Annotated in this window: 19 protein-coding genes and 1 tRNA gene; 8 read left to right on the top strand and 12 right to left on the bottom strand. The window is 64.1% G+C overall.

All coding sequences use genetic code 11. The features are described 5' to 3' along the window. Window positions 1–46 precede the first annotated feature (46 nt). Complete coding sequence (gene rpoB, locus ABFK29_RS21065; RefSeq protein WP_005862811.1) at window positions 47–4,183, bottom strand: DNA-directed RNA polymerase subunit beta; 4,137 nt, start codon at window positions 4,181–4,183, stop codon at window positions 47–49. Window positions 4,184–4,592: 409 nt separating this feature from the next. On the opposite strand from rpoB, the gene ABFK29_RS21070 reads away from it, so the two are divergent. After that, window positions 4,593–4,742, top strand: coding sequence for a hypothetical protein (locus ABFK29_RS21070; protein ID WP_157136602.1), 150 nt, complete (start codon window positions 4,593–4,595; stop codon window positions 4,740–4,742). A gap of 194 nt (window positions 4,743–4,936) precedes the next feature. Here ABFK29_RS21070 and rplL read toward each other — a convergent pair whose 3' ends face one another. From rplL to secE, 7 genes are all read right to left on the bottom strand, one after another. Then, window positions 4,937–5,317 carry a 50S ribosomal protein L7/L12 gene (gene rplL / locus ABFK29_RS21075; protein WP_005862815.1) on the bottom strand — a complete coding sequence of 127 codons (381 nt, stop codon included), beginning with the start codon at window positions 5,315–5,317 and terminating at the stop codon, window positions 4,937–4,939. 71 nt (window positions 5,318–5,388) lie between these two features. Next, a complete protein-coding gene (rplJ, locus tag ABFK29_RS21080; RefSeq protein WP_040605059.1) occupies window positions 5,389–5,907 on the bottom strand; it encodes a 50S ribosomal protein L10 in 519 nt (172 codons plus the stop codon). 280 nt (window positions 5,908–6,187) lie between these two features. Beyond that, a complete protein-coding gene (locus ABFK29_RS21085) occupies window positions 6,188–7,039 on the bottom strand; it encodes a DUF4105 domain-containing protein (RefSeq protein ID WP_083803513.1) in 852 nt (283 codons plus the stop codon). Between the two features lie 114 nt (window positions 7,040–7,153). Continuing rightward, complete coding sequence (rplA, locus tag ABFK29_RS21090; RefSeq protein ID WP_005862820.1) at window positions 7,154–7,852, bottom strand: 50S ribosomal protein L1; 699 nt, start codon at window positions 7,850–7,852, stop codon at window positions 7,154–7,156. Between the two features lie 5 nt (window positions 7,853–7,857). Then, window positions 7,858–8,310, bottom strand: a complete 453-nt coding sequence (gene rplK / locus ABFK29_RS21095; RefSeq protein ID WP_005862823.1) for a 50S ribosomal protein L11 — start codon at window positions 8,308–8,310, stop codon at window positions 7,858–7,860. A gap of 296 nt (window positions 8,311–8,606) precedes the next feature. Then, entirely contained in the window at window positions 8,607–9,140 is a 534-nt protein-coding gene (gene nusG, locus ABFK29_RS21100; RefSeq protein ID WP_040605070.1) for a transcription termination/antitermination protein NusG, read from the bottom strand. A 161-nt stretch (window positions 9,141–9,301) separates the two neighbouring features. After that, window positions 9,302–9,505 (bottom strand): preprotein translocase subunit SecE, encoded by a 204-nt coding sequence (gene secE, locus ABFK29_RS21105; RefSeq protein ID WP_040605060.1) that lies wholly within the window; start codon window positions 9,503–9,505, stop codon window positions 9,302–9,304. A 181-nt stretch (window positions 9,506–9,686) separates the two neighbouring features. On the opposite strand from secE, the gene ABFK29_RS21110 reads away from it, so the two are divergent. Beyond that, the gene (locus tag ABFK29_RS21110; protein WP_005862829.1) at window positions 9,687–10,109 is read left to right on the top strand and encodes a hypothetical protein; all 423 of its coding nucleotides are present in this window, start codon (window positions 9,687–9,689) and stop codon (window positions 10,107–10,109) included. Between the two features lie 216 nt (window positions 10,110–10,325). Next, entirely contained in the window at window positions 10,326–10,790 is a 465-nt protein-coding gene (locus ABFK29_RS21115; RefSeq protein WP_040605061.1) for a hypothetical protein, read from the top strand. A gap of 165 nt (window positions 10,791–10,955) precedes the next feature. Here the strand turns inward: ABFK29_RS21115 and ABFK29_RS21120 are convergent. After that, window positions 10,956–11,031, bottom strand: a tRNA-Trp gene (locus ABFK29_RS21120). Between the two features lie 346 nt (window positions 11,032–11,377). Between ABFK29_RS21120 and ABFK29_RS21125 the strand changes: the two genes are divergently transcribed. After that, window positions 11,378–11,611: a hypothetical protein gene (locus ABFK29_RS21125; RefSeq protein ID WP_005862833.1), complete on the top strand. Its 234-nt coding sequence runs from the start codon at window positions 11,378–11,380 to the stop codon at window positions 11,609–11,611. Window positions 11,612–12,134: 523 nt separating this feature from the next. Further along, complete coding sequence (locus tag ABFK29_RS21130; RefSeq protein ID WP_005862835.1) at window positions 12,135–12,356, top strand: hypothetical protein; 222 nt, start codon at window positions 12,135–12,137, stop codon at window positions 12,354–12,356. A 120-nt stretch (window positions 12,357–12,476) separates the two neighbouring features. On the opposite strand, the gene ABFK29_RS21135 is transcribed toward ABFK29_RS21130, so the two are convergent. After that, entirely contained in the window at window positions 12,477–13,469 is a 993-nt protein-coding gene (locus tag ABFK29_RS21135; RefSeq protein WP_005862836.1) for a zinc transporter ZntB, read from the bottom strand. Between the two features lie 116 nt (window positions 13,470–13,585). On the opposite strand from ABFK29_RS21135, the gene ABFK29_RS21140 reads away from it, so the two are divergent. Continuing rightward, the gene (locus ABFK29_RS21140) at window positions 13,586–14,092 is read left to right on the top strand and encodes a GNAT family N-acetyltransferase (RefSeq protein ID WP_005862837.1); all 507 of its coding nucleotides are present in this window, start codon (window positions 13,586–13,588) and stop codon (window positions 14,090–14,092) included. Between the two features lie 10 nt (window positions 14,093–14,102). After that, the gene (locus ABFK29_RS21145) at window positions 14,103–14,633 is read left to right on the top strand and encodes a GNAT family N-acetyltransferase (protein WP_005862838.1); all 531 of its coding nucleotides are present in this window, start codon (window positions 14,103–14,105) and stop codon (window positions 14,631–14,633) included. A 203-nt stretch (window positions 14,634–14,836) separates the two neighbouring features. On the opposite strand, the gene tuf is transcribed toward ABFK29_RS21145, so the two are convergent. Next, complete coding sequence (gene tuf / locus ABFK29_RS21150; RefSeq protein WP_005862789.1) at window positions 14,837–16,012, bottom strand: elongation factor Tu; 1,176 nt, start codon at window positions 16,010–16,012, stop codon at window positions 14,837–14,839. Window positions 16,013–16,108: 96 nt separating this feature from the next. Further along, on the bottom strand, window positions 16,109–16,693 hold the full coding sequence (locus tag ABFK29_RS21155; RefSeq protein ID WP_005862840.1) for a hypothetical protein: 585 nt from the start codon (window positions 16,691–16,693) through the stop codon (window positions 16,109–16,111). A gap of 131 nt (window positions 16,694–16,824) precedes the next feature. Between ABFK29_RS21155 and ABFK29_RS21160 the strand changes: the two genes are divergently transcribed. Beyond that, complete coding sequence (locus tag ABFK29_RS21160; protein ID WP_005862841.1) at window positions 16,825–18,180, top strand: cytochrome P450; 1,356 nt, start codon at window positions 16,825–16,827, stop codon at window positions 18,178–18,180. The last annotated feature ends 349 nt before the right edge of the window (window positions 18,181–18,529 follow it).

The following is an 18,529-nucleotide window of genomic DNA, read 5'->3' on the forward strand; positions in this document are numbered from 1 at the left end:
ACGAAAGATCTTGGCGACACAGAGTTTTCGTCGAAAACTCTGCGGGTTACTCGTCCTCCTCCGCATCCAGGAGTTCCATGTTGAGGCCCAGACCCCGGACCTCCTTGACGAGAACGTTGAACGATTCCGGCACGCCGGCTTCGAAGTTGTCCTCGCCCTTGACGATCGACTCGTAGACCTTGGTCCGGCCTGCCACGTCGTCCGACTTCACCGTCAGCATCTCCTGCAGTGTGTAGGCGGCGCCGTAGGCTTCCAGGGCCCAGACCTCCATCTCCCCGAAGCGCTGACCGCCGAACTGCGCCTTACCACCCAGCGGCTGCTGCGTGACGAGAGAGTACGGCCCCGTCGAACGGGCGTGGATCTTGTCATCGACCAGGTGGTGCAGCTTCAGCAGGTACTTCATACCCACCGTCACCTTGCGGCTGAACTCCTCACCGGTGCGGCCGTCGAACAGGCGGGACTGACCCGACGTGTCGAAACCGGCCCGCTTCAGTGCGTCGTTCACATCCGCTTCCTTGGCACCGTCGAAGACCGGGGTCGCGATCGGGACACCGCGGGTCACGTTGCCCGCCATCTCCACCAGCGCGGTCTCGTCGACGTCGGCAAAGCCCTCTTGGTAGACCTCGTCGCCGTAGACGATCTTCAGCGCGTCGCGCACCGGGGTCAGGTCACCCGACCGGCGGTACTCCTGCAGCGCCTCGTCCACCTGGATGCCAAGCGCACGCGACGCCCAACCCATGTGGGTTTCGAGGATCTGACCGACGTTCATCCGCGACGGCACGCCCAGCGGGTTGAGGCAGAAGTCGACCGGCGTGCCGTCCGACAGGAACGGCATGTCTTCCTGCGGCACCACGCGCGACACGACACCCTTGTTGCCGTGACGGCCGGCCATCTTGTCGCCCGGCTGAAGCTTGCGCTTCACCGCGATGAAGACCTTGACCATCTTCATCACGCCCGGGGGCAGATCGTCGCCGCGGCGCACCTTTTCGACCTTGTCCTCGAACCGTGCGTCGAGCGCCCGCTTCTGGATCTCGTACTGCTCGTGCAGGGCTTCGACGTGCTTGGCGTCGTCTTCCTCGCCGAGGGCAAGCTGCCACCACTGACCGCGGGTCAGCGTCGACAGAAGCTCTTCGTCGATCTCCGAGTTCGCGCGCACGCCCTTCGGACCCTTCACCGCGGTCTTGCCGAGGATCATGCCTTTCAGACGCGCGTAGATGTTGCGGTCGAGGATGGCGAGCTCGTCGTCCCGGTCACGGGCCAGACGCTCGATTTCCTCGCGCTCGATCTGCAGCGCACGTTCGTCCTTCTCGACGCCGTGACGGTTGAATACCCGCACTTCCACGACGGTGCCGTAGTCGCCCGGCTTCACCCGCAGGGAGGTGTCGCGCACGTCCGAGGCTTTCTCGCCGAAGATGGCGCGCAGAAGCTTTTCTTCCGGCGTCATCGGGCTTTCGCCCTTCGGCGTGATCTTACCGACGAGAATGTCGCCCGGCTCCACGTCCGCACCGATGTACACGATGCCCGCCTCGTCGAGGTTGCGCAGCGCTTCTTCACCGACGTTCGGAATATCGCGGGTGATCTCTTCGGGCCCAAGCTTGGTGTCGCGCGCCGCCACTTCGAATTCCTCGATGTGGACAGAGGTGAACACGTCGTCCTTGGCGATCCGCTCAGAGATCAGGATGGAGTCCTCGTAGTTGTAGCCGTTCCACGGCATGAAGGCGACGATGACGTTCTTGCCGAGCGCCAGTTCCCCCATGTCGGTGGACGGACCGTCCGCGATGACCTCGCCCTTCGTCACCGTGTCACCGACCTTCACCAGAGGCTTCTGGTTGATGCAGGTGTTCTGGTTCGACCGCTGGAACTTGCGCATCCGGTAGATGTCGACGCCCGCGTCACCCAGCTCCAGGTCTTCGGTCGCCCGGATCACGATCCGCTGCGCGTCGACCTGGTCGATGATGCCCGCACGCTTCGCCATGACGGCGGCGCCGGAGTCGCGTGCCACGACCTCTTCGATGCCGGTGCCGACAAGCGGCGCCTCGGCGCGCAGGGTCGGAACCGCCTGACGCTGCATGTTCGAGCCCATCAGGGCGCGGTTGGCGTCGTCGTTTTCGAGGAACGGGATCAGCGAGGCCGCAACCGACACCAACTGCTTCGGCGACACGTCGATCAGGTCGACGGTTTCCGAAGGCGCAAGCGTGTAGTCGCCCGCCTGGCGGGTGTTGACCATCTCGTTGGTGAACTTGCCGTTCTCATCGAGCGAGGCGTTGGCCTGCGCCACCGTGTGACGCATTTCCTCGGTCGCGGACATGTAGTGGACCTCGTCGGTGACGACGCCATCCGTCACGACACGATACGGGGTCTCGATGAAGCCGTACTTGTTCACGCGGGCAAACGTTGCCAGCGAGTTGATCAGACCGATGTTCGGGCCTTCCGGCGTCTCGATCGGGCACATGCGGCCATAGTGGGTCGGGTGGACGTCGCGCACCTCGAAGCCCGCACGCTCACGGGTCAGACCGCCGGGGCCAAGCGCCGAGAGGCGCCGCTTGTGCGTCACTTCCGACAGCGGGTTGGTCTGGTCCATGAACTGCGACAGCTGCGAGGAGCCGAAGAACTCACGCACGGCAGCGGCGGCCGGCTTCGCGTTGATCAGGTCCTGCGGCATCACCGTGTCGATCTCGACCGACGACATGCGCTCTTTGATCGCCCGCTCCATGCGGAGCAGGCCGACGCGGTACTGGTTTTCCATCAGTTCGCCGACCGAACGCACACGACGGTTGCCGAGGTGGTCGATGTCGTCGATGTCGCCCTTGCCGTCGCGCAGGTCCACCAGAGCCTTGATGCAGGCCACGATGTCGTCGCGGTCCAGCGTGCGTTGGGTGTCCGGCTTGTCGAGTGCGAGACGCATGTTCATCTTCACACGGCCCACGGCGGACAGGTCGTAACGCTCGCTGTCGAAGAACAGCGTGTCGAACAGGGCCGACGCGGCTTCGACGGTGGGCGGCTCGCCCGGGCGCATCACGCGGTAGATGTCCAGCAGCGCGGTTTCGCGGGACACGTTCTTGTCCTGCTCCATCGTGTTGCGGATGTAGGGGCCGACGTTGATGTTGTCGATGTCGAGAACCGGGATCTCGGTGATGCCCGCGTCCAGCAACTCTTTCAGGCTGCCGCCGGACACTTCGCCGTCCTTGTCGACGGTCCAGGTCAGCTCATCGCCGGCCTCGACGTAGATCGCGCCGGTTTCCTCGTTGATGATGTCCTTCGCGACGTACTTGCCGACGATGTGCTCGAACGGGACAAGCAGTTGCTTGACCTTGCCTTCGTCGATCAGCTTCTTCACCGCGCGCGGCGTCACCTTCTTGGTGGCCTCCGCGATGATTTCGCCGGTGTCGGCGTCCACGAGGTCAAAGGTCGGGCGGGTGCCGCGCACACGCTCCGGGAAGAACTTGGTCGCCCAGCCTTCGCCACGGCGATACTCGAAGTTCACGGTGTTGTAGTAGGCGTCGCAGATCGCTTCCTGGTCGAGGCCAAGCGCGTACAGCAGCGTCGTCACCGGCAGCTTGCGGCGGCGGTCGATGCGCGCAAAGACGATGTCCTTGGCGTCGAACTCGAAGTCCAGCCAGGACCCGCGATACGGGATGATGCGGCAGGCGAACAGCAGCTTGCCCGAGCTGTGCGTCTTGCCCTTGTCGTGGTCGAAGAACACACCCGGGGAGCGGTGCATCTGGGACACGATCACGCGCTCGGTGCCGTTCACGATGAACGTCCCGTTCGGGGTCATCAGGGGCATGTCGCCCATGAAGACGTCCTGTTCCTTGATGTCCTTGACCGACTTGGCGCCGGTGTCCTCGTCGATATCGAACACGATCAGGCGCAGGGTGACCTTCAGCGGCGCGGCGTAGGTCATGTCGCGCTGCATGCACTCTTCGACGTCGTACTTCGGCTTTTCGAGGTCGTAGTCCACGAATTCGAGGACCGCAGTCTCGTTGAAGTCCTTGATCGGAAAGACCGACTGGAACACGCCCTTGATGCCTTCGCCGTCCATCGGCTTGGGCTGGTCGCCTGACTTCAGGAACAGTTCGTAAGACGATTTCTGAACCTCGATGAGGTTCGGCATTTCAAGAACTTCGCGGATTTTGCCGTAATAGCGGCGGAGGCGTTTCTGACCGAGGAAACTTTGCGCCATGAGGGGAGCACCCTTTCGATTTTCTCTGCCCGAACCTGCACGCTGCCGGGGCCACAGCGGCGGTTCACGTCAGTGACGGCGGGTCGACGGGTCCATTCTCGGCGCGCGTCCCACCGCGTGCCACTCGACCGGTTTCCCTGCCTTGGGAAACCCCCCGTCTGCGCGCGGGAAACGCATGCAGACGGGGGGCTTGCCAAGACGGGCGAAGGGGATGCCTGTTGTCCGGATGTTCTGGGGAAGACCGGATATGGGGGCTGGGATCAGATATTCAACTGTCGTGCGCCGCCCCCTATCTCCGAAACACCTGCGCCACGGCTTCGAATCGCTCGAACCCGCGGGAGATTTCCGAATATTCGGTAAAGCGCAAGCGCGCAACCCCCCCTTGGCCGGGGCACGCGGATTTATGCACTTGAAGCAGAATGACAAAAAGCGCCCGTTCCGTCAAGGAGTCACGAAAAAACAACCCAATTCCATGGCCGTGGCAGACCCGCCGCCCAACGCGAAGGCGCAGGCATTCGTGACCTCCGAAGCCTTCGGCGCGGCGTTAACCTTTGGTTAACCTTACGTCAATTCGGCCTGGGCCTTCCGCGCCTCGGGCTGCCAGGCGCTGGCCGACAAGACGCGCGGCCCCTGTCGAATTGGACTCCGGGAGCCCGAAAACCGCGCGCGACAGCAGTCGCACCGACCACCGCACCAAAAAAACAAGCGCCCCCGGATGGGAGCGCTTGCCGTAAACCAGTCGTGAGACGGGAATTACTTGATCTCGACTTCGGCGCCTGCCTCTTCGAGCTTCTTCTTGAGTTCCTCGGCTTCGTCCTTGGAAACGCCTTCCTTGACAGCCTTGCCGCCGGCTTCCACCAGCTCTTTGGCTTCTTTCAGGCCCAGGCCGGTGATGCCGCGGACTTCCTTGATCACGTTGATCTTCTTGTCGCCTGCGGACTTGAGGATTACGTCGAACTCGGTCTTTTCTTCTTCGGCTGCGCCACCAGCGTCGCCTGCCGGGCCAGCCATCATGACTGCGCCGCCGGCTGCGGGCTCGATGCCGTACTCATCCTTGAGGATGGTCTTCAGTTCTTGTGCTTCGAGCAGGGTCAGGTTGACGATTTGCTCAGCAAGTGCTTTGAGATCTGCCATTTTGAGACTCTTTCCGTTTAGATATGTGTTCCAACGTCAGGGCATGTGCCCCACGGGGATCGAAAGGTTGCTTACGCCGCTTCCTGCTTTTCCTCGATGGTCGACAGGATGGAGGCGATGTTGGAAGCAGGCGCGCCAATGGCCCCGGCGATGTTCGATGCGGGTGCGCCGATGCAGCCGACGATGGAAGCGATAAGCTCCTCGCGCGACGGCATTTTCGACACGGCTTCGACACCGGCCCGGTCCAGCGTGGTGCCACCCATCGCACCGCCAAGGATTTCCAACTTCTTGTTGTCCTTGGCGAAGTCTTCGACAACCTTGGCCGCTGCGACCGGGTCCTCGGAGAAGGTAAGCACCGTCATGCCATCAAGGTACTGCGCAATCCCTTCGGCAGGGGTGCCCTCGACGGCAATCTTGGCGAGCTTGTTCTTGGCGACGCGGACGGTGGCTTGCCCATTGCGGGCGCGACCACGCAGGTCCGTCATCTCGGCAACCGTGAGACCCTCGTAGCGGGCAACCACCACGACGCCAGAGCTTTCGAAGATCTGGCCGAGTTCCTCGACCAATTTCTCTTTCTGGGCTCTATCCACAGTTTCACTCCAGTTGTTGGAGGGCGGACCCTCCGGCTCTCAGTCGACCGGGTTTCCCCGGTCACAAAGTCCGAATGAGGGTCGACGCATCCTGTGCGGCCCAACGCAGAAGCGCGGGGCTGAAAAGATGTCTCTTCCCGTCTCAGGCAGGAATTATTGGAACCATTTCAGGAAATGGGCCAACCCACCGTCTCGGACGAATTACGGTGCCGAATACGAATCGCATTTGGCACCGCGAGGCCTGCATTAGCACCGGCCATTATTTCTTGCAATCATTCAATCAAATCCCGCCGCGCATCCGTTCGCGCAAGGCGACACTGAATGCCGCCGGGTCCTTTATCCCGTAAAGCTCCCGTACCAGCGGCGAGATGAAGGCCCGTTCCCGCGTCGCCTCGAATCCGCCCATGTCCGCCAGCATTCCCTGTTCATACAGAAAGTCGTCGGCGTAGCCGGTGAGCACCCAAGCCTTGCTGAACGGCACGGACCCGCGCCTTGTCCGGTTCACCGCCCGCGCCAGCACGTTCGTGCAGTTGGAGAACAGCGTGTTGTACCAGCGCGGGTGTCGCACCAGCTCCTCGCTCTCGCGCAGCATGGCCTCCAGCACGGCGCGCTGCTGCTCGATCGGGATCGACAGCGGGTACATGTAAAGCTGATCGCCCGCCCAGAACTCCGAGTTGCCGAACATGTCGCGCTCGGTCGTCCAGACGAAGAAGTACTCGAAGACCGGCAGCACGGCGGCCAGCGGCGCATTGTAGGCCTCGCCCTCCTCCCGCCGCGCCTCGACGGAGGCGACATAGGTCTTCCCGTCCCGAAAGCGGAACGACAGCATGGTGTGGGCGATGGCGTCGCTGCCGGTGAACGGCTCCACCACGAAATAGGCCTGCTCCAGTTCGTCGGACACGAGGGTCGCGTTGATCCAAGCCCCCCGCGCGACGCTGCCGTCCGGTGCGTAATCCCAGTTCCGGATGTTGCGGATCACCGCCGTTCCGTCCCCCGCCGAGACCAGCGGCAACCGGCTGTGATCGGCGCGCCAGTCGCGGTCGTGTCGCGGAAGAAGCACCTGCCACGGCAGATAGAGGGTCATGGCGATGACAGCCACCGCGATACCGAGATACATGAGAAATCGTTTCATGCGGTCGTCTTACCCCGCCGCCAAAAGACGACCAAGCAAGGATACCCTGACCCGCCGCCAAAAGAAAAAGGGCGCCCGCGTGGGACGCCCTTTCCAAATCCTTTTGCGACTGGCTCAGTTGCCGGTCGCGTTCGTCACGTCGACGGTCACGCCCGGGCCCATGGAGGAAGACAGCGAGATCTTCTTCATGTAGGTGCCCTTCGCGCCGGCCGGTTTGGCTGCGGACACGGCGTTCACGAACGCGCGGATGTTCTCTGCCAGCTTGGCCTCGTCGAAAGAGACCTTGCCGACACCGGCGTGCACGACACCGGCCTTCTCGGCCTTGAACTGGACCTGACCGCCCTTGGCTGCCTCGACGGCCTCCTTGACGTCCATGGTCACGGTGCCGACCTTCGGGTTCGGCATCAGGTTACGCGGGCCCAGGATCTTGCCCAGACGACCCACGACCGGCATCATGTCCGGCGTCGCGATGCAACGGTCGAACTCGATGGTGCCGCCCTGGATGGTTTCCATCAGGTCTTCTGCGCCGACGATGTCAGCACCGGCTTCCTTTGCCTCGTCCGCCTTCGGGCCGCGTGCAAAGACAGCCACGCGGACGGTCTTGCCGGTGCCGTTCGGCAGGCCGACCACGCCGCGGACCATCTGGTCTGCGTGACGCGGATCGACACCGAGGTTCATCGCGATTTCCACGGTCTCGTCGAACTTCGCGTTGGAGTTCGTCTTGATCAGGGAAACGGCTTCCTCGATGGTGACGTTTTCCTTGCCTTCAAAGGCTTCGCGGGCTGCACGGGTGCGCTTACCAAGTTTTGCCATGACGATTACCCTTTCACCTCGATGCCCATCGACCGGGCGGAGCCCAGGATGATCTGCATTGCCGCTTCGACGTCGTTCGCCGAAAGGTCCTTCATCTTGGCTTCGGCGATCTCGCGGACCTGCGCCACGGTGACGTGCGCGATGGTCTCACGGCCCGGCTTTTCGGCACCGCGGGGGCGGTTACGCTTGCCCACGGGCTTCAGGCCGGCGGCCTTCTTCAGGTAATAAGACGCGGGGGGCGTCTTGATGTCCATCGTGAAGGACTTGTCCTGATAGTAGGTGATCACGGTCGGGCACGGCGCGCCGGGCTCCATTTCCTGCGTCTTGGCGTTGAACGCCTTGCAGAATTCCATGATGTTGATGCCGCGCTGACCCAGCGCCGGACCGACCGGCGGGGAGGGGTTGGCTTTGCCTGCAGGGATCTGCAGCTTCATCTTGCCGGCGAGCTTCTTGGCCATCGGCTTTCTCCTTTTCCATCTCCCCCGCGACGCGTCGAAGGGGCTTCACGTGGCGTGGTCAGGTCCGGATCTCGCGCGACCCTCGCCTCCCACGGCGGATTGCGCGCAACCGACAGGTTCCGCAGCAACAGGGGCGCCGCATATAACCTCGGCGCGGATTTGGCAAGTGATTCCGGACGGCGCCGCGGGAAGAGGACGAACGGCACCACGACGCGCCAACGAAAAGGCCCGCGCAAGGGCGCGGGCCGCACAAATCCGATGGGTCACGCCGCCGGGGGCCTTACGGCCCGACAGGATCAGCCCTGCTTCGACACCTGGGTGAAGTCCAGCTCCACCGGGGTTTCGCGGCCGAAGATCGACACCGACACCGACAGGCGCTGGTTGTCCTCGTCCACGCCCTCGACCATGCCGTCGAAGCCCTCGAACGGACCGTCGTTGACCTTGACCCGCTCGCCGATCTCGAAGTGGATGAGCGTCCGGGGGGCCTCGTCGCTTTCCTGCACGCGGCCGAGGATCGCCTCGACCTCCGCGTCGCGCATCGGCATCGGACGGCCCTGCGGCCCGAGGAAACCGGTCACCCGGTTGATGTTGGAAATCAGGTGATAGCCGCGATCCGACATCTCCATGTGGACCAGCACGTAACCGGGCATGAAGCGACGCTCGGTCGTCACCTTCTTGCCGCGCCGCACCTCGATGACTTCTTCGGTCGGGACCATGACCTCGTCGATCTGGTCCTGGAGCCCCTGCTCCTCAACCGATGTCCTGATCTGCTCGGCAATCTTCTTCTCGAAGTTCGAGAGAACGCTCACCGAATACCACCGCTTTGCCATATCGACCTCGATCAATTCCGCCCCCGCACGGGGCGCCTTCCGGAAATGAAACGGCGCGCGAGCCTTTATAGCCGCGCGCCGGAAACTGGACCCGTCCGTTACACCGTCCGAAACCGGATGGCAAGGGCCGGAGCGTTGCCGCGCCCCGGATCGGCGCCGGATCAGCTTCCGCCGAAATACGTCAGGATGCCCGTCAGACCGGACCGGATCGCAAGGTCGACCAGCGCAAAGAAGACCGCCGTCAGCGATGCCATGATGAAGACCATGATGCTGGTCAGCGTGACTTCGCGCCGGGTCGGCCAGACGATCTTGGCCACTTCTGCGCGGACCTGCTGGATAAACGTGAGCGGGTTGGTCGTCGCCATGCGTGAATGTCCCGTGTGCTGCGGTTTCGTGGGCATGTACGCGCGGGCGGCGGCAAAAGCAAGGCATCAGCCGCTCCCGCTTACGTGAAAGAACCGAATGAACCTTTTCCGGACTTGCGAAGTTTACCCCCCCAGAGCGCCACGGCAACTGCACCGGAGGCGCAGCAGAAAAGGAAATGACATGAAACGTATTCTGACCGCCACCGCCCTTGTCTCCGTGATCGCCACCGGCGCAATGGCCCAGAGCGAAAGCAGCTTCAACGCAAACGAGATCAACACCTTCATCCCCGAGGTGAACGTGGAGATGCTCCCCGACGCGCAGGTCGCATCCCTGATGGCAATCATCAGCGGCGACGGCAACGAAGAGTCCAAGGAGCGCGAGATGCGCGCCTACCTGGGCGAGTTCAAGTCGAACAACCCCGAGCTGGAAATCACCCTCTACCCCGACGGCCTGTCCGATGCCGAGGTCGAGGCTATGATGGCATACGCACCGGGCGTCGACGTCTACGAGCTGACCGACGAGCAGTTCGCAGAGCTTCGGGCCGTCTTGGCAACCAACGACGAAGAGGCGATCAAGGCCTACATCGAAACCCTCCAGATGTAATCCTGCCCACAGGTCTACCCGGAAAGGGGCCGCGTTTCGCGGCCTCTTTCTCGTGCCTGATCACAGCCGATCACGCTCTCGTAAGGAACTGAAAATTAATCGAATTTTCTTGGAACGATCATTGGGGGAGCGGGTTGGTTTTGTGCAAGGCAGGTGCAGACAGCACAGCCGACAAGGTGCTCTGCACCGCCAACTGAGATGAAAGGAGACATCCTTATGAAACGTTTTCTCACCGCAACCGCCATCGTGTCCGTCATTGCAACCGGTGCCGTCGCGCAGACCAGCTACGACGAGAACACCATCGCGGGCTTCCTGCCTGACGTGAACGTCGCCGCGCTGAGCGACGAGCAGGTCAACACGCTGATCGGTATCGCCAACGGCCCGGGCAACGAGAACGAGAAGTCCCGCCAGATGGAAGCCTATCTGGGCGATTTCCAGTCGGACAACCCGCCGGCCATGGAAGTCGAAGAGCCGCTGCCCGAAGTGGCAGAAGCCGACAGCGTCACGGACATGAACGACGAAGGTTCGTTCAACGTGAACCAGATCGAATCCTATATCCCCGAGCTGGACGCATCGACCCTGACCGAGCAGCAGACCGCCGCTCTGCTGTCGATCATGAACGGTGACGGCAACGAGAACGACAAGAAGCGCGAAATGCGCGCTTACCTCGGTATCGAATAAACCGGGTTCGCTTTAGCGATTACGGGGCCGCCTTCGGGTGGCCCCTTTTTTATGGCGACCACAATACCCGCACGACATCTGTGCCGAAATACCTGCGCCGGTGCGACCGGCAAAACACCTGTGACAGGCGACCGGCGACGCGCGCGAAAGCCATGTCGGTGGAAATGGCAGGGGCAGCAGGGTTCGAACCCGCGACCTACGGTTTTGGAGACCGTCGCTCTACCAGCTGAGCTATACCCCTTCAGGCCGTGCCGTCAGGTACACGGGCCTGCGGGTGAAATCAAGACGTCTTTGTCACGGAATTTGCACCGTGTTCCGGCACCATAAGGGCGCGCAGCAGGCCGTCCCCCGATACTCCCGCAAGGCAATCCTCCGGACCACAACCAGGACCACAGGCCGGCCCGTGTCCCGCCGGGAATCGTGCAGCCTTGACAGCACGGTTTCGCGACGCGGCGCGACTGCAAAGTGAATTCCCCAGGGGCAGGCCGATACCCATATCAATTGTGTCGGACGGACAAGACGCCCGACACCGCCGGGACCACCGGGAATGGCCCGAAGGCCCGGCCCCAACCTCGAAAGGAAAAATCATGAAACCGCTCATTGCCTCCGTCCTCGCCGCTTCGGTTCTCCTCTCCGGCGCTTCCGCAAGCTACGCGGCCCCCGTGTCCGCGCAGACCCTCGACTCCGGCGTCTACAATGTGCTCCCCGATGCGAACTACGCGCACCTGACCAACATCCAGATCGCCGAGATCAACGCCGTGCTTCACTCCGGCGGCGACCACAACGACATGGTCAACGGCATCCGCGCCGCGCTGTTGTAAACCCCGCCGGACGGGCCGTTCCGCCCGCCCAGTACCAGAACGACCGATACCAGACCAAAGAGAGCCGCCCTCCAAGAGGACGGCTTTCTTTGTTTTGGGCCCTCGCTTCACCCGATTCACCCCTCTGAACCCGTTGGAATCTCATGCCCCAAGGGGCCGTCTGGGACGCGCAAACCGCCCCGCAAGAGACAAAATCCGATTTTTCATTCCCGCACATCGAATGTGCACAATGCGAATTCACCATGTTCACCGGACCAGGACGCGGCCCGCGACGCGCCCCCTTGAAACCCTCGAAACGCCGTTTCGGCCAACCCGGCTTGAGCCGCACCAAACGTGTCTCGAAATGCACAGGAACCCGTCTGGCCGCCGCAGATTTCAAGCTCACTTTTCCGTGAAAAGTTCGAGATTTCTTCGTGATTTCAACATCTCAGACGGCGGGCCTACTTGTTCGGTGTCGGAAGCAAACACCGACGCAAACAAGACCGGCGGCATCGACGCCGCCACCTGAAATTGGAGAAATACAATGAAAACGCTCATCGCATCCACGCTCGCCGCAACCGTTCTTCTGACCGGCGTGGCTTCCGCTGCTCCGGCCCCGCGCCTGTCGTCCGAAGCCTACATCCTGCTGCCGAACGCCGACTACGCCAACCTGACCGACACTCAGGTTCACCAGATCAACGCAGTTGTGCACTCCGGCGGCGACTCGAACGATCTGCGCAACGGCATCCGTGCAGTTCTGAAGTGATCTGTCGCAAGGTATCGCACGGGCCCTCACTCCCAGCCCGCGCGATACCAACCGTGACAATGCCGCTCCCCGAAAGGGGGGCGGCCAATACGTTTCAGGGGATGCGTTAACCCCTTGCCCTCAGATCCAGCGCAACCGTCGCAGGATCGCCAGTTGCAGGGCACCGATGACGCACAGCGCACCGGAGAACACCCAGAAGGCCCAGGGCGCATGTGCCCCCGGCATCCCCGCAAGGTTGATCCCGAACAGCCCCGTCAGGAAGCCCAGGGGCAGGAACACCGCCGACAGGATCGACAGCAGGTAAAGGTTGCGGTTCAGACGCTCGTCCCGCGCACTCTGCACCTCGTCCCGCACAAGCGCCATCCGGTCGCGCAGCGCGTCGGCGTCCTCCACCACCCGTTCCAGGGCGTCCAGCTCTTCCGCCAGTTGCCGCAGGTCGTCGCCCTCCACCCAGTCGGGATGGACCATCTGCAAGGTCCGCATCGCGTCGCGCTGGGGCTGGAGGTAGCGGCGCAGGATGATCGCCGTGCGCCGCAGATCTACCAGCCGTCCGGTCATTTCCGGCCGCACCTCGTCCAGCACTTCTTCCTCCAGGTCGTCGGCCTTGTCGTCCAGCTCGCGCCAGAACGCCTCGATCCGGTAGGTCAGGCGCTCCGTCAGCATCACGAGGAACTCCGCCGCGTCCCGAGGCCCGCCCCCGCGGTCGAGACTGTCCGAGATGTCCTCCACCGCCTTCACCTGCCGCATCGCCAGCGACACGATGCGGTGCGGGTCGATCCACATCCGGACCGAAACCATGTCCTCGGGCGCCTCGCCCTCGATCGTGTTGATGCCGCGCAGGATGACGATCAGCCCGTCCCCCACCGGCGTCACACGCGGGCGCGTCTCTTCGGCCACCAGCGCGTCGATGATCGTCGGATCGAGATAGGACAGGTTCTCCACGATCCACGCCGGCGTGTCGGCGTGCTGGGCGCGCAGATGCACCCAGGCCAGCGTATCCTCCAGCAGGAACTCCGGCACTTCGTCCGGTGCAAGGCGGCGGCCCGCATCGGGGCCGTCAATGGCAAAGGCGTGCAGGATCATGTCCTGCTGAACGGGAACGAGTGTGCTCATGAATCGGAGGATAGAGCGGCGACGGCCGCGCGCAATGGGCCACGCGCACGCCGAATGTCTTGACGATCCGGGCGGAACGGCGAAGGGTCGCCGCACCACGCCGGAAGGGAACACCGATGGACCAGACACTGACCCTTGAGGAGGTGCGCAGCCCCGACAACGCCGTCGAGGCGCTGCTGGCCCGCCACCATGCCGACATGCGCGCGCAATCCCCGGAGGAAAGCTGCCACGTCATGACATCGGGCGCGCTGCGCGCCAGCGGGGCCAGGGTCTTTGCCCTGCGCGCCGGGGGCCTGCCCTGCGCCGTCGGTGCGCTGAAACCGCTGGACCAGGCGGCATGGCCCAGGGACGTGGATTGGCCCGAGGGCGGCACGGTGATGGAGCTCAAGAGCATGCACGTCGCCCGCGAGCGGCGCGGAGAGGGTCTCGGCAAGGTGCTGCTGGACGGGCTGACGGCGCAGGCCCGCACGGGCGGGGCCGTGGGCCTCTGCCTCGAAACCGGGACGCAGCCAGAGTTCGCCGCGGCCCGCGCGCTCTACCACGGGACGGGCTTTGCGGATTGCCCGCCGTTCGGCGACTACGTGTCCGACCCGCTCTCCGTCTTCATGCTGCGCCGCCTGTGATCCCGGCGGCATGACCACTGTCCCGCCGATCACGCTGCGCCCCGCCGGGATGTCTGACGCCGCGATCCTTGCGGCAATCTCCTTCGAGGTCTGGATGCACACCTACATCCGGCGCGGCGTCAGCGCCGCCTATGCGGGATACGCGCTGGACACCTTCACCGCCGCGAACCTCGCCGCGATGCTGGCCGACCCGGCCGAGCACGTGATCCTGTCCGAGAACGAGGAAGGCCCGGACGGGTTCATCCGCCTCACCCGCAACCGCCCCGCGCCGGTGCCCGGATGTTCGGATCTGGAAATCTCGACCCTCTATGTCCAGCCGAGGCACCACGGACGCGGCCTTGGCCGTGCGCTGCTGGCCAGCGGGCTGGACCGCGCCCGATCGCTGGGCGCGCCCTCTGTCTGGCTGACCACCAACGCCGAGAATGCCCCCGCCATCGCCTTCTACCTGAGGCAGGGGTTCGAGCGCATCGGCACCACGCATTTCCACATCGGCGACGCGGCCTACCCCAACGGTGTCTTCCGCCTGACGCTCGACCGTTGAGGCAGGGCGGCGCACAGCCCCGCCCTACGGAGTGGAGCGCTGTTTGGATACCGGATGAGATGTACGGTATCGACGCGAGAAGGCCGCTCCGGTTGGGAGCGGCCTTCTTTAATCTTCACCGGGTGTTGACACCGCATTCTCGTGAGCTTCCTGCGGAAGCCACTGCCATGCGGCATCACACTGGCAACAACGCTGGCGCGTTGTTACGCGACGATCTTGGAGACGACGCCCGAACCGACGGTGCGGCCGCCTTCGCGGATGGCGAAGCGCAGGCCTTCTTCCATCGCGATCGGTGCGATCAGCTCCACGTTGAACTTCAGGTTGTCGCCCGGCATCACCATCTCGGTGCCTTCCGGCAGCTCGACGGTGCCCGTCACGTCGGTCGTGCGGAAGTAGAACTGCGGACGGTAGTTCTTGAAGAACGGCGTGTGGCGGCCGCCTTCTTCCTTCGTCAGGATGTAGACCTCGCACTCGAACTTCGTGTGCGGGTTCACCGACTTCGGCTTGCACAGAACCTGGCCGCGCTCGACCGCGTCACGGTCGATGCCGCGCAGCAGCGCGCCTATGTTGTCGCCCGCTTCACCGCGGTCCAGCAGCTTGCGGAACATCTCGACGCCCGTGCAGGTCGTCTTCTGCGTGTCCTTGATGCCGACGATTTCCAGTTCGTCGCCGACGTTCACGACACCACGCTCGACGCGGCCGGTCACAACCGTACCGCGGCCCGAGATCGAGAACACGTCTTCGATCGGCATCAGGAACGGCTGGTCGGTGGCGCGCGGCGGCTGCGGGATGTACTCGTCGACAGCGGCCATCAGTTCGCGGATCTTGTTCTCGCCGATGGCTTCGTCACGGCCTTCGAGAGCGGCCAGGGCCGAACCCGCGACGATCGGAATGTCGTCGCCCGGGAAGTCGTAGGCGGACAGAAGCTCGCGCACTTCCATCTCGACCAGCTCGAGCAGTTCCTCGTCGTCCACCTGGTCGACCTTGTTCAGGAACACCACCATCGCCGGGATGCCCACCTGACGGCCGAGCAGGATGTGCTCGCGCGTCTGCGGCATCGGGCCGTCGGCTGCGTTCACCACCAGGATCGCGCCGTCCATCTGCGCCGCGCCGGTGATCATGTTCTTCACGTAGTCGGCGTGGCCGGGGCAGTCGACGTGCGCGTAGTGGCGGTTCTCGGTCTCGTACTCCACGTGCGCCGTCGAGATCGTGATCCCGCGGGCCTTCTCTTCCGGCGCGCCGTCGATCTGGTCGTAGGCCTGGAATTCGCCGAAGTACTTCGTGATCGCCGCCGTCAGCGTCGTCTTCCCGTGGTCAACGTGACCGATCGTGCCGATGTTGCAGTGCGGTTTCGACCGCGAAAACTTTTCCTTTGCCATCTCTCAGACGCCTCATGGTTCATGGGGCCACACATCTGGCCCGGTTCACATGGCGGGGCGTTTATTGAGTCGCAGCCGGAAAATCAAGCCGTTCGATCAGCCTTCAGGCAGCGCGGCGGGCGTGCCGGCCTGCACGGGCGCGGCCGCGGTGACGGTGGCGGAACCCGCCGTCGCAAACCAGCCGTCTTCCTTCATGCGCTCGCGCAGCCATTTTTCGATCCACAGCGCCGCTTCCTCGGACAGCGAGGCGATCTGCTGTTCGCGCGTCATCCCGTAGGACGGCAGCACCTGGACAACCCGCACCACGTGGGTTTCCTCGTTCATCTTGGCCTTCGCCGCATCGTCCCAGACGGTCACACGCAGCGACAATCCGGACTTGCTAGGCACAAGCGGCACCGGCACCGCGAGCGAATATTCCTCAAGGCTGATGCCCAGATGATAGAACTTGCCGCCGTCGTAGCGGCGGAACCGCTTCTCCACCGCGCGGTCGACCGCCGTCACCCATTCCTCGCGGCTGGCCTCCTTCGAGATGCCCACCATGTTGAGCTTCGGCGCCACGACGATCGCGTGTCCCATCGTGAAGTCGCCCAGCGGTTCGACCGGCCGCGACAGGTCGGATGTCGCATCCGTGCAGGCGGCAAGGCCCAGCATCAGGCTCAGAATGGCAAGAATGCGTACCATAGGTACCCCCGTTGACTTGGTTTTCCCGTACCGCAGCCACGGTTTACGTGCAATCTTGTCGGCCGTTGTCAATGGCACGATCCCGCCTATGTTTGCAGGGAAACCACAGGCCGCAAGGCCGGGAGCGCGCCATGACCGATCTCAAGCCGCATCGCCAGCCCGTGCAGGTGCCGCTGGTCACCCGGCCGCTGGGGCTCTGGGGCAGCCTGCAGGCCTCGCGCCGGAACGTGCTGTCGATCATCCCCGAGGTCGCAACCCGCCAGCCCATCCTCTCGGGCAAGACCGGCAAACGCTGGCACATGGTCATGGACCCGCCCGCGATCCGGCGCGTCCTGCTGGAAAACCTCGACGCCTACCCCAAAAGCCTGGTCACCAAGAACCTGCTGAAACCGGCCATCGGCGAAAGCCTGTTCATCGCCGAGGGCGCCCACTGGCGCTGGCAAAGGCGCACCGCCGCGCCGGTCTTCGGTCACCGCAACGTGATGAACCTCGCCCCGGTGATGAGCGCCGCGGCGGGCCGGTCGGTGGATCGCATCCGCGCCGCCGGACCGCGCGCCGTCGACTTCCTGGAGGAAATGGTCAGCGTCACCTTCGACGTGATCTCCGACGTGACCTTCTCCGGCGACAGCACCTTCGACCGCGACGGCGTGCACTCCGCCATCGACGCCTACATCGCCGAAGCCGGGCGCGTGTCGCTCTTCGACCTGCTGGGCTTCCCCGATTGGGTGCCGCGTCCGGGGCGGGCCTTCTTCGCGGGCGGCGTCAACCAGATGAAGCAGATGGCCGACCGCGCGATCGAGGCACGGGCGCAGCGCGATCCCAACACGGTACCGGACCTGCTCGACCTGCTGAAGGCGGGCGCCGATCCGGAAACCGGGCGCACCATGTCCACGGCCGAGTTGCGCGACAACCTGCTCACCTTCATCGTCGCAGGGCACGAGACGACGGCCCTGACGCTGTCGTGGTCGCTCTACCTCATGGCCTTCGACCAGGAGGCCCAGACCCGCGCCCGGGCCGAGGCGCGATCGGTGCTGAACGGCGGGGTTGCAGGCGGCGAGGACGTGCCGAACCTGCCCTTCATCCGAAAGGTCATCGACGAGGCGCTGCGCCTCTACCCGCCCGCCGGCATGGTCTCGCGCACCGCGCGCGAGGACGACACGCTCTGCGGGCGCGAGATCCGCAAGGGCGACACCGTGATCCTGCCGATCTACGCGCTGCACCGCCACCACGCGCTCTACGACGATCCCCACGCCTTCCGCCCGGACCGGTGGGAAAAGAAGCCGGACCGCTACGCCTACCTGCCGTTCGGCGATGGGCCGCGCATCTGCATCGGCGCCAGCTTCGCGCTGCAGGAGGCGGTCATCATCCTCGCCACGCTCCTCGCCAATTTCCGCTTCGCCCCGGTCCGCGGGCGCGACCCCGACCCGGTGATGATCCTGACGCTGCGCCCGCAGGGCGGCGTGTGGCTGGAAGCGGAACCGCTCTGACCAAAGCGGGCCCGGCGCAAACCCAATGTCTGCGGCCCGCGCCAGCCCGAAGCTCCATGGCCCCCACGACACCGCACAATCGGTATCGGGGTCGCCACGCCCTCCCCTTCATCTTGGCGAAAAATACCTCCGCCGGAGGCATCCCGAACCCACCGAAGCAGATCCGCCGGGGCGATGCGTCACTGCGGCATTTCGGCCCGTTAACCACGTTTTCGCAGTGACAACGGCCAAAGGTTACCAACCGGCCGGTTCGGGGGGCTCAACCGGCCGGTTCACCCCTTACAGAACGGCAATGTTTCCCAAGAAGCGGTTAACGCGCGGTGCATCGGGCCTGCCGACACACGACATG

The sequence above is a fragment of the Sagittula stellata E-37 genome (assembly GCF_039724765.1).
Lineage (GTDB): Bacteria > Pseudomonadota > Alphaproteobacteria > Rhodobacterales > Rhodobacteraceae > Sagittula > Sagittula stellata.

What these genes read in the sequence shown, in the direction of transcription:
- rpoB (WP_005862811.1), bottom strand. Translation starts at nt 4,183, where the DNA reads ATGGCGCAAAGTTTCCTCGGTCAGAAACGCCTCCGCCGCTATTACGGC.
- rplL (WP_005862815.1), bottom strand. Translation starts at nt 5,317, where the DNA reads ATGGCAGATCTCAAAGCACTTGCTGAGCAAATCGTCAACCTGACCCTG.
- ABFK29_RS21085 (WP_083803513.1), bottom strand. Translation starts at nt 7,039, where the DNA reads ATGAAACGATTTCTCATGTATCTCGGTATCGCGGTGGCTGTCATCGCC.
- rplA (WP_005862820.1), bottom strand. Translation starts at nt 7,852, where the DNA reads ATGGCAAAACTTGGTAAGCGCACCCGTGCAGCCCGCGAAGCCTTTGAA.
- rplK (WP_005862823.1), bottom strand. Translation starts at nt 8,310, where the DNA reads ATGGCCAAGAAGCTCGCCGGCAAGATGAAGCTGCAGATCCCTGCAGGC.
- nusG (WP_040605070.1), bottom strand. Translation starts at nt 9,140, where the DNA reads ATGGCAAAGCGGTGGTATTCGGTGAGCGTTCTCTCGAACTTCGAGAAG.
- secE (WP_040605060.1), bottom strand. Translation starts at nt 9,505, where the DNA reads ATGGCGACGACCAACCCGCTCACGTTTATCCAGCAGGTCCGCGCAGAA.
- ABFK29_RS21110 (WP_005862829.1), top strand. Translation starts at nt 9,687, where the DNA reads ATGAAACGTATTCTGACCGCCACCGCCCTTGTCTCCGTGATCGCCACC.
- ABFK29_RS21115 (WP_040605061.1), top strand. Translation starts at nt 10,326, where the DNA reads ATGAAACGTTTTCTCACCGCAACCGCCATCGTGTCCGTCATTGCAACC.
- ABFK29_RS21125 (WP_005862833.1), top strand. Translation starts at nt 11,378, where the DNA reads ATGAAACCGCTCATTGCCTCCGTCCTCGCCGCTTCGGTTCTCCTCTCC.
- ABFK29_RS21130 (WP_005862835.1), top strand. Translation starts at nt 12,135, where the DNA reads ATGAAAACGCTCATCGCATCCACGCTCGCCGCAACCGTTCTTCTGACC.
- ABFK29_RS21135 (WP_005862836.1), bottom strand. Translation starts at nt 13,469, where the DNA reads ATGAGCACACTCGTTCCCGTTCAGCAGGACATGATCCTGCACGCCTTT.
- ABFK29_RS21140 (WP_005862837.1), top strand. Translation starts at nt 13,586, where the DNA reads ATGGACCAGACACTGACCCTTGAGGAGGTGCGCAGCCCCGACAACGCC.
- ABFK29_RS21145 (WP_005862838.1), top strand. Translation starts at nt 14,103, where the DNA reads ATGACCACTGTCCCGCCGATCACGCTGCGCCCCGCCGGGATGTCTGAC.
- tuf (WP_005862789.1), bottom strand. Translation starts at nt 16,012, where the DNA reads ATGGCAAAGGAAAAGTTTTCGCGGTCGAAACCGCACTGCAACATCGGC.
- ABFK29_RS21155 (WP_005862840.1), bottom strand. Translation starts at nt 16,693, where the DNA reads ATGGTACGCATTCTTGCCATTCTGAGCCTGATGCTGGGCCTTGCCGCC.
- ABFK29_RS21160 (WP_005862841.1), top strand. Translation starts at nt 16,825, where the DNA reads ATGACCGATCTCAAGCCGCATCGCCAGCCCGTGCAGGTGCCGCTGGTC.